The sequence below is a fragment of the Streptomyces sp. NPDC001492 genome, assembly GCF_053597275.1.
The window spans coordinates 1-8468 of sequence record NZ_JBSFHW010000102.1 but is presented as its reverse complement, the minus strand read 5'-3'; the positions used below and the strand labels follow the sequence as shown (position 1 = coordinate 8468).

Here is an 8468-nt window from a genome sequence, read left to right as displayed (position 1 = left end):
GGGCGCAGCCCCCGGACCCCCCTCGCCCAGCTCAGCTCAGCGTCTTCAACGCGCTCGCCGAGTACGGCTGAAGCTCATCGCTCCGCCCGGCCAGCACCTTCGCCGCCCACTCGGGATCCTGCAGCAGCGCCCGCCCGACCGCGACGAAGTCGTACTCCTCCCGCTCCAGCCGGTCCAGCAGGTCATCGATCCCGCGGACCGGCGACCCCTCCCCGGCGAACCCGCGGATGAAGTCCCCGTCGAGCCCGACCGACCCGACGGTGATGGTCGGCCTGCCCGTGAGCTTCTTCGTCCAGCCCGCGAGGTTGAGGTCGGAGCCCTCGAACTCCGGCAGCCAGTACCGCCGCGTGGAGGCGTGGAACGCGTCGACACCGGCCGCGGCCAACGGGGCGAGAATCGCCTCCAGTTCCTCGGGCGTCTCGGCGAGCCGCGCGTCGTACGCCTCCTGCTTCCACTGCGAGTACCGGAACAGAACGGGGAACTCCGGCGAGACGGCCTCCCGCACGGCCGCCACGATCTCCGCCGCGAACTTCGTACGGGCCACGGGGTCGCCGCCGTACGCGTCCGTACGGCGGTTGGTGCCGGCCCACAGGAACTGGTCGAGGAGGTAGCCGTGCGCGCCGTGCAGTTCGATGCCGTCGAAGCCGATGCGCTCGGCGGCGACCGCGGACTCGACGAACGCGGCGATGACGGCGTCGATGTCGGCCCCGGTCATGGGCGTGGCGTCCTCGACGCCGGTGACGCGCAGACCGGACGGGCCGTGCGAGGGGGCGTCCGGGTGGGGCGCGTCGCCCTGGTTGCGGACCGTGCCGATGTGCCACAGCTGCGGAACGATCGTGCCGCCCGCCGCATGCACCGCCTCGGCGACCTTCTGCCAGCCCGCGAGCTGCTCCTCGCCGTGGAAGCGCGGTACGCGGTCGCTGTTGCCGGCCGATTCGTGGCCGACGTACGTGCCCTCGGTGACGATCAGCCCGACGCCGGCGGCGGCCCGGCGGGCGTAGTACGACACCACGTCCTCACCGGGGACGCCACCCGGGGAGAACATGCGCGTCATGGGCGCCATGACGATGCGGTTGGGGACGGTCAGGCCGTTGATCGCGGTGGGCCGGGAGAGGATCTCGGCGGCGCGGGAGGGGGTGGTGGTCACGTGGGTGGGCTCCTCGTGCAAGGCTGCGTTAACCAAAGGGTATGTGCATACGCATTGTTGCACCCTCTTAATCAAATCTTCTATGACCTCGAACACGCCCGAGGGCGGCACCCCCTGTTTCCAGGGAGTGCCGCCCTCGGTGGAACCCGGATCAGCCGGAGGCCGATCAGAAGTCCATGTCACCGCCCGGCATACCGCCACCGGCGGGCGCGGCGGCCTTCTCCGGCTTGTCGGCGATGACGGCCTCGGTGGTGAGGAAGAGCGCGGCGATGGAGGCGGCGTTCTGCAGGGCAGAGCGCGTGACCTTCGCCGGGTCGATGATGCCTTCCTTGACCAGGTCGACGTACTCGCCGGTCGCGGCGTTCAGGCCGTGGCCCGGGGTCAGGTTGCGCACCTTCTCCACCACGACACCGCCCTCGAGGCCGGCGTTGACGGCGATCTGCTTCAGCGGGGCCTCGAGCGCGATGCGCACGGCGTTGGCGCCGGTCGCCTCGTCACCCTCCAGGTCCAGCTTCTCGAAGACGCTGGACGCCTGGATGAGCGCGACGCCACCACCGGCGACGATGCCCTCCTCGACGGCGGCCTTCGCGTTGCGGACGGCGTCCTCGATGCGGTGCTTGCGCTCCTTGAGCTCCACCTCGGTGGCGGCACCGGCCTTGATGACCGCGACACCGCCGGCCAGCTTCGCCAGGCGCTCCTGCAGCTTCTCGCGGTCGTAGTCCGAGTCGCTGTTCTCGATCTCGGCGCGGATCTGGTTGACCCGGCCCTGCACCTGCTCCGTGGAGCCGGCACCGTCGACGATGGTGGTCTCGTCCTTGGTGATGACCACCTTGCGGGCGCGGCCCAGCAGGTCGAGGGAGGTGTTCTCCAGCTTGAGACCGACCTCCTCGGAGATGACCTCGCCACCGGTGAGGATGGCGATGTCGTTCAGCATCGCCTTGCGGCGGTCGCCGAAGCCCGGGGCCTTGACGGCGACGGACTTGAAGGTGCCGCGGATCTTGTTGACGACCAGGGTCGACAGGGCCTCGCCCTCGACGTCCTCGGCGATGATCAGCAGCGGCTTGCCCGACTGCATGACCTTCTCCAGGAGCGGGAGCAGATCCTTGACGGAAGCGATCTTGGAGTTGGCGATCAGGATGTACGGGTCGTCGAGCGACGCCTCCATCCGCTCCATGTCGGTGGCGAAGTACGCCGAGATGTAGCCCTTGTCGAAGCGCATACCCTCGGTGAGCTCCAGCTCCAGACCGAAGGTCTGGGACTCCTCGACGGTGATGACGCCTTCCTTGCCGACCTTGTCCATCGCCTCGGCGATGAGCTCGCCGATCTGGGTGTCGGCGGCGGAGATGGAGGCCGTCGAAGCGATCTGCTCCTTGGTCTCGACATCCTTCGCCTGCTCGAGCAGGGCACCGGAGACGGCCTCGACGGCCTTCTCGATACCGCGCTTGAGGGCCATCGGGTTGGCGCCGGCGGCTACGTTGCGCAGGCCCTCCTTGACCAGGGCCTGGGCGAGAACGGTCGCGGTGGTCGTACCGTCACCGGCGACGTCGTCCGTCTTCTTGGCGACTTCCTTGACCAGCTCGGCGCCGATCTTCTCGTACGGGTCCTCGAGTTCGATCTCCTTGGCGATGGAGACACCATCGTTGGTGATCGTGGGGGCGCCCCACTTCTTCTCGAGGACGACGTTGCGGCCCTTGGGGCCGAGCGTCACCTTCACGGCGTCCGCGAGCTGGTTCATGCCGCGCTCGAGGCCGCGCCGCGCCTCCTCGTCGAACGCGATGATCTTGGCCATGTGAAGTGGTCCCTCCAGGACTGGGGGTGATTCCTTCGGACCGCGCCCGCGCCCGCGACGGACGGCTCGCACACCTCGTGGGTTCCTTCCCCACCCGGCCTGCGGGCCTCACCGACCCGGTCCTTCATTGTCACTCTCACCTTCAGAGTGCTAACGCCAATGATTAGCACTCGGCCCCCCCGAGTGCAAGGTGCGCCCGCGGAGCGGGCTCGCCGAGGGGTGGTGGCCGGGCGCGGGCGGGCGCGAGCCGCTCCCGTACCGACGGCACCCGCCCCGGACCGGTCCAGGCCCTCCGGGCATGCCGAAGGGCCCGCCCCCTCAGGTGCGGACCCTTCGATCAAGAACAGAAGAACGTCGCTGCAGTTAACCCGGCGCGTGCTTCAGCTGGTCGCCAGACGGACCATGTCCGCCTGCGGCCCCTTCTGGCCCTGCGAGATCTCGAAATCGACCCGCTGACCCTCTTCCAGGGTGCGGTAGCCGTCCATCTGAATCGCACTGTAGTGGACGAAAACATCCGCACCACCGTCGACCGCGATGAAGCCGTACCCCTTCTCCGCGTTGAACCACTTGACGGTGCCCTGAGCCATGCCTAACTCCCCTATTACTGGCCCTTGCACAGATCCACACTTCGCGGATCCGGGTCAGACCTCACCCCCCACGGTTGGGGGCGTGCGCCGGAACGCGTCGACCGCGGCTGAATGTATCTGTCCAACTGCCGTCTGCAACAGGTCAATCGGACGAGAATTCCGGGCACGACCGGTCGGGAATTTACGGAGAATTCGCCCGAATTCAGGGCAAGTCGGGCCCCATAAATGGAGCATAAGACGCAAAAAACCTGCACACTTTGGCTACTTCTCGCTGCCCGAGAAGCAGGAACTCATATGCATGCGGCAAGCGGAGTCGAGCAGGTTCCCCAACTGTACCGTGCTCAACCATGCAGAATTGCCCCCTCCGCTTCTCTCACGGAGGGGGCAATTCGATGAACTCTCGGTAATCAGCGTTACCGACGGTAATAATCGGTCGTCCGACCTGTTTCGCTCAGCCTCCGGCCACGGCCGGAATGATCGAGACGCCCGCCCCGTCCGGAGTCGCCGTCTCCAGCCCCTGCTCGAACCGAACATCGTCGTCGTTCACGTACACGTTGACGAAGCGGCGCAGCTTGCCCTGGTCGTCGAGAACGCGGGCGGCGATGCCGGTGTGATTCTTCTCCAGATCGGCGATGACCTCACCGAGGGTGCCACCTTCGGCAGTCACCTCGGCCTGCCCGCCGGTGTAGGTACGCAGGATGGTCGGGATACGGACGTTGACGCTCACGATGAACCTCCGGTCAGGGAAACGGGCCTTTGTCTTCAGGGGCGCGGGGCTGTGTCGATTTGCGGCTCCGCCGCGGGGCGCGACCAGCCCCCACCGGCCCGCAGACGAACAACTACCTGCTAGGCGAGCCCCGCCTCACGGAACGACTCAAGGCTCGGGCGAATCGTCGCGGTGAGCCCCGTACCGGCCACCGCGTCGAGGGTCTTGAGGCCATCGCCCGTGTTCAGCACGACGGTCGTGAGAGCAGGGTCGAGAACACCGTTCTCGATCAACTTGCGCGTCACGCCCACCGTCACCCCACCGGCGGTCTCCGCGAAGATCCCCTCGGTCTTGGCGAGCAGCCGAATGGCATCGACGATCTGCTCGTCGTTGACATCCTCCACCGCACCCCCGGTGCGCCGGGCAATGTCGAGAACGTAGGGACCATCCGCCGGGTTGCCGATGGCCAGCGACTTGGCGATCGTGTTCGGCTTCTGCGGCCGTACGACGTCGTGCCCCGCCTTGTACGCGACGGAGACAGGGCTGCACCCTTCCGCCTGCGCCCCGAAGATCTTGTACGGCTTGTCCTCGACGAGCCCGAGCTTGATCAGCTCCTGCAGCCCCTTGTCGATCTTCGTGAGCTGAGAGCCGGAGGCGATCGGTACGACCAGCTGGTCCGGCAGCCGCCAGCCGAGCTGCTCGCAGATCTCGTACGCCAGGGTCTTGGAGCCCTCGGCGTAGTACGGCCGCAGGTTGACGTTGACGAAGCCCCAGCCCTCGCCGGCCGGGTCGCCGATCAGCTCGGAGCAGAAGCGGTTCACGTCGTCGTAGTTGCCGTCGATGCCGACGAGTTCGCCGCCGTAGACCGCGGCCATGACGACCTTGCCCTGCTCCAGGTCGTGCGGGATGAACACGCAGGACCGGAAGCCGGCGCGGGCGGCCGCGGCACCCACCGCACCGGCCAGGTTGCCGGTGGACGAGCAGGACAGGGTGGTGAAGTCGAAGGCGCGGGCGGCCTCGATGGCCTGGGCGACGACTCGGTCCTTGAAGGAGTGCGTCGGGTTGCCGGAGTCGTCCTTGACGTACAGTCCGCCGGTCACGCCCAGCTCGCGGGCGAGGTTGTCGGCCTTGACCAGCTTGGTCCAACCGGGGTTGATGTTGGGCTTGTCGGCCACGTCCGCCGGGACCGGCAGCAGGGGCGCGTAACGCCAGATGTTCGCGGGACCCGCCTCGATCTGCTTGCGGAGCTCCTCGGTGTCGTAGGCCGAGAAGTCGTACGCGATCTCGAGCGGGCCGAAACACTCCTCGCAGGCGAAGACCGGGCCGAGGGGCACCTGGTGACCGCACTCGCGGCAGGAGAGCGCCGCGGCGGGACCGAGGTCGACGGTCGTGGAGTCGGTGGTGCTTGCAACAGTCTGCGCAGCCATGTGAGGCGAGGCCCTTTCTCCTCATCTTCCTCACGGCGCATCTCGCCGTGAGACGGATTTGGCACCTTCCCTAGCCGGGAGCCTCGCGGAACGATCAGCATCGATCGGTACGAGACCGGCTGGAGGGTTGCCGGGGCTTCATCGGGCCGTATCCCTCTGCCCCTCTGGATGAGCGGTATGCGGTTGTAAACGCCGGGCGATCCCCGACATGCGATGGTCACCAGCGTTGTTCAAGACTGTAACCGAAGGCCAGGACAGTTGAGATAGTCGTCCGAACCGCGAGATGGATCACAGATCGCATGCTCGCCGAGAGAACGCAGAGGAGCCGCCTACGTGCTGGAAGAAGTCGAGCGCTGGCTGAGCACCCGCTCCTGGTCCCTGACCGACCGCCCCCTCCACAGGATCCTCGCCGCCAAGCAGCGGTCGGGACAGTCGGTCAGCGTCGTGCTGCCCGCGCTCAACGAGGAGGAGACGGTCGGCGACATCGTCGCGATCATCCGTCATGACCTGATGCAGCAGGTCCCGCTCGTCGACGAGATCGTCGTAGTCGACTCGGGGTCCACCGACCGCACGTCCGAGGTCGCCGCGGCGGCCGGGGCCAGGGTCGTCCACCGCGACGACATCCTGCCCCGCATCCCGACCGTCCCCGGCAAGGGCGAGGTGCTGTGGCGCTCGCTCCTGGTCACGAGCGGGGACATCGTCTGCTTCATCGACGCCGACCTGAAGGAGTTCTCCTCCGACTTCGTCTCCGGCATCGTCGGCCCGCTGCTCACCGACCCTGGGGTCGACCTCGTCAAGGGCATGTACGACCGTCCGCTGGCCGGCGCCCAGGGCCAGGGCGGCCGGGTCACCGAGCTGATGGCACGCCCGCTGCTGAACATGCACTGGCCGCAGCTGGCGGGCTTCGTGCAGCCGCTCGGCGGCGAGTACGCGGCCCGGCGCAGCCTGCTGGAACAGCTGCCGTTCCCCGTCGGGTACGGCGTCGAGCTGGGCATGCTGGTCGACGCCCTGCACCTGGTGGGCCTCGACGCACTCGCCCAGGTGGACGTCGGGGTGCGCAAGCACCGGCACCAGGACGGGCAGGCGCTGGGCCGGATGTCCGCCGCGATCTACCGCACGGCACAGCTGCGGCTGGCCCGCGGCCATCTCATCCGTCCCTCCCTCACCCAGTTCGAACGGGGCGAGGACGGCTTCGAGCCGCGCACCTACTCCGTGGACACGGAGGAGCGGCCGCCGATGGTGGAGATCGCGGAGTACGCGTCGCGCAAGGTCGCCTGAGGCGGCGCGTAACGCGGTGCCGGCGGTGTATACGGTCCACCCGCAGAGCCCAGCCGTACGTTTGAGCGTTTCCGGGCCGGGCTAGGTTGAGGCGTATGGCTTCCACGCACGCCGCTGGTCATCAGGTACTGGTCGCGTCCAATCGCGGCCCGGTCTCGTACGAAGTGCAGGAGGACGGCTCGCTGGCCGCCAGGCGCGGCGGCGGCGGGCTGGTCTCCGGCCTGTCCGCGATCGGGCCCGACGCGGACGCCCTGTGGGTGTGCTCGGCGCTGTCCGACGGCGACCGCGAGGCGGTACGGCGCGGGGTCGGCGAGGACGGTGTGCGGATGCTGGACATCCCGGCCGGTGTGCACGCCGACGCGTACAACGGCATCGCGAACTCCGTGCTGTGGTTCGTGCACCACATGCTGTACCAGACGCCGCTCGAGCCGGTCTTCGACGCGGAGTTCCGGCGGCAGTGGGCGTCGTACGAGACCTACAACCGCGCCTTCGCCGAGGCGCTCGCCCAGGAGGCGGCCGAGGGCGCGGCGGTGCTGGTGCAGGACTACCACCTGTGTCTGGTGCCGGGGATGCTGCGGGAAGTGCGGCCGGACCTCAGGATCGGGCACTTCTCGCACACGCCGTGGGCGCCGGTGGACTACTTCCGGATACTGCCGGACGACATCGCCGAGCAGCTGCTGCACGGCATGCTGGGCGCCGACCGGCTGGGCTTTCTGACCCGGCGCTGGGCGGACGCGTTCACGGCGTGCGCCGCGGCGGTGGTGGGCGGCCTCGGCGGCACCCGGATCGGCGTGCACGGCCTCGGCGCGGACGCGGACTTCCTGCGCAAGCGGTCGCACGAGACCGATGTGGCCGAGCGCATGGCCGCGCTGCGGGAGGAGATCGGCGCCGGCCGCAAAACGGTCGTACGGGTCGACCGCACCGAGCTGTCGAAGAACATCGTGCGCGGGCTGCTGGCGTACCGGCAGCTGCTGGAGGACCGGCCCGAGTGGCGGGAGCGGGTCGTGCACGTCGCGTTCGCCTACCCCTCCCGGCAGGACCTCGCCGTCTACCGCGACTACACGGCCGAGGTGCAGCGGGTGGCCGAGGAGATCAACTCCCGCTTCGGGACGCCGGGTTGGACACCGGTCGTGCTGCACGTCAAGGACGACTTCGCGCGCTCGCTGGCCGCCTACCGGCTGGCCGACGTGGCCCTCGTCAACCCGATCCGGGACGGCATGAACCTGGTGGCGAAGGAGGTGCCGGTCGTCTCCGACGAGGGGTGCGCGCTGGTGCTGTCGCGGGAAGCGGGCGCCTACGCCGAGCTGGGCGAGGACGCGATCACGGTGAACCCGTACGACGTGATCGGGACGGCGGAGGCGCTGCACGCCGCGTTGTGCCTGCCGGCGGCTGAGCGGGCCGAGCGCAGCAAGCGGCTTGCCGCTGCGGCTACGGCGCTGCCGCCGGCGCAGTGGTTCCTTGATCAGCTGGAGGCTTTGCGCGGCTGAGGCTGGGGGCTGCCGCCCCCAGACCCCCGCCTTTTCGGCCCTTGAGC

7 protein-coding genes and 1 riboswitch are annotated in these 8468 nt (G+C 68.6%); of the genes, 2 read left to right on the top strand and 5 right to left on the bottom strand.

The annotated features are described in order from the left end of the window. Window positions 1-31 precede the first annotated feature (31 nt). The 5 genes from ACWC1K_RS50355 to thrC all read right to left on the bottom strand — a co-directional run bounded on the left by ACWC1K_RS50355 (window position 32) and on the right by thrC (window position 5656). A complete protein-coding gene (locus tag ACWC1K_RS50355; RefSeq protein WP_450840913.1) occupies window positions 32-1147 on the bottom strand; it encodes an NADH:flavin oxidoreductase in 1116 nt (371 codons plus the stop codon). Between the two features lie 166 nt (window positions 1148-1313). Next, window positions 1314-2936: a chaperonin GroEL gene (gene groL, locus ACWC1K_RS50350; RefSeq protein WP_450696607.1), complete on the bottom strand. Its 1623-nt coding sequence runs from the start codon at window positions 2934-2936 to the stop codon at window positions 1314-1316. Between the two features lie 380 nt (window positions 2937-3316). Further along, a complete protein-coding gene (locus tag ACWC1K_RS50345) occupies window positions 3317-3523 on the bottom strand; it encodes a cold-shock protein (RefSeq protein ID WP_019057200.1) in 207 nt (68 codons plus the stop codon). Window positions 3524-3974: 451 nt separating this feature from the next. Further along, entirely contained in the window at window positions 3975-4250 is a 276-nt protein-coding gene (locus ACWC1K_RS50340; RefSeq protein ID WP_030941262.1) for a MoaD/ThiS family protein, read from the bottom strand. 119 nt (window positions 4251-4369) lie between these two features. Next, window positions 4370-5656: a threonine synthase gene (gene thrC / locus ACWC1K_RS50335; RefSeq protein ID WP_450840911.1), complete on the bottom strand. Its 1287-nt coding sequence runs from the start codon at window positions 5654-5656 to the stop codon at window positions 4370-4372. A gap of 18 nt (window positions 5657-5674) precedes the next feature. After that, window positions 5675-5831: riboswitch (SAM riboswitch) on the bottom strand. Window positions 5832-5989: 158 nt separating this feature from the next. Here thrC and ACWC1K_RS50330 point away from each other — a divergent pair. Both ACWC1K_RS50330 and ACWC1K_RS50325 read left to right on the top strand, forming a co-directional pair. Then, window positions 5990-6934, top strand: a complete 945-nt coding sequence (locus ACWC1K_RS50330; protein ID WP_450840909.1) for a glucosyl-3-phosphoglycerate synthase — start codon at window positions 5990-5992, stop codon at window positions 6932-6934. A 95-nt stretch (window positions 6935-7029) separates the two neighbouring features. Beyond that, window positions 7030-8421: an alpha,alpha-trehalose-phosphate synthase (UDP-forming) gene (locus ACWC1K_RS50325; protein WP_450840907.1), complete on the top strand. Its 1392-nt coding sequence runs from the start codon at window positions 7030-7032 to the stop codon at window positions 8419-8421. Window positions 8422-8468: the final 47 nt, after the last annotated feature.

Excerpts from the sequence above, each read along its gene's own strand:
- groL (WP_450696607.1), bottom strand. The coding sequence starts at position 2,936 with ATGGCCAAGATCATCGCGTTCGACGAGGAGGCGCGGCGCGGCCTCGAG.
- ACWC1K_RS50345 (WP_019057200.1), bottom strand. The coding sequence starts at position 3,523 with ATGGCTCAGGGCACCGTCAAGTGGTTCAACGCGGAGAAGGGGTACGGC.
- thrC (WP_450840911.1), bottom strand. The coding sequence starts at position 5,656 with ATGGCTGCGCAGACTGTTGCAAGCACCACCGACTCCACGACCGTCGAC.
- ACWC1K_RS50325 (WP_450840907.1), top strand. The coding sequence starts at position 7,030 with ATGGCTTCCACGCACGCCGCTGGTCATCAGGTACTGGTCGCGTCCAAT.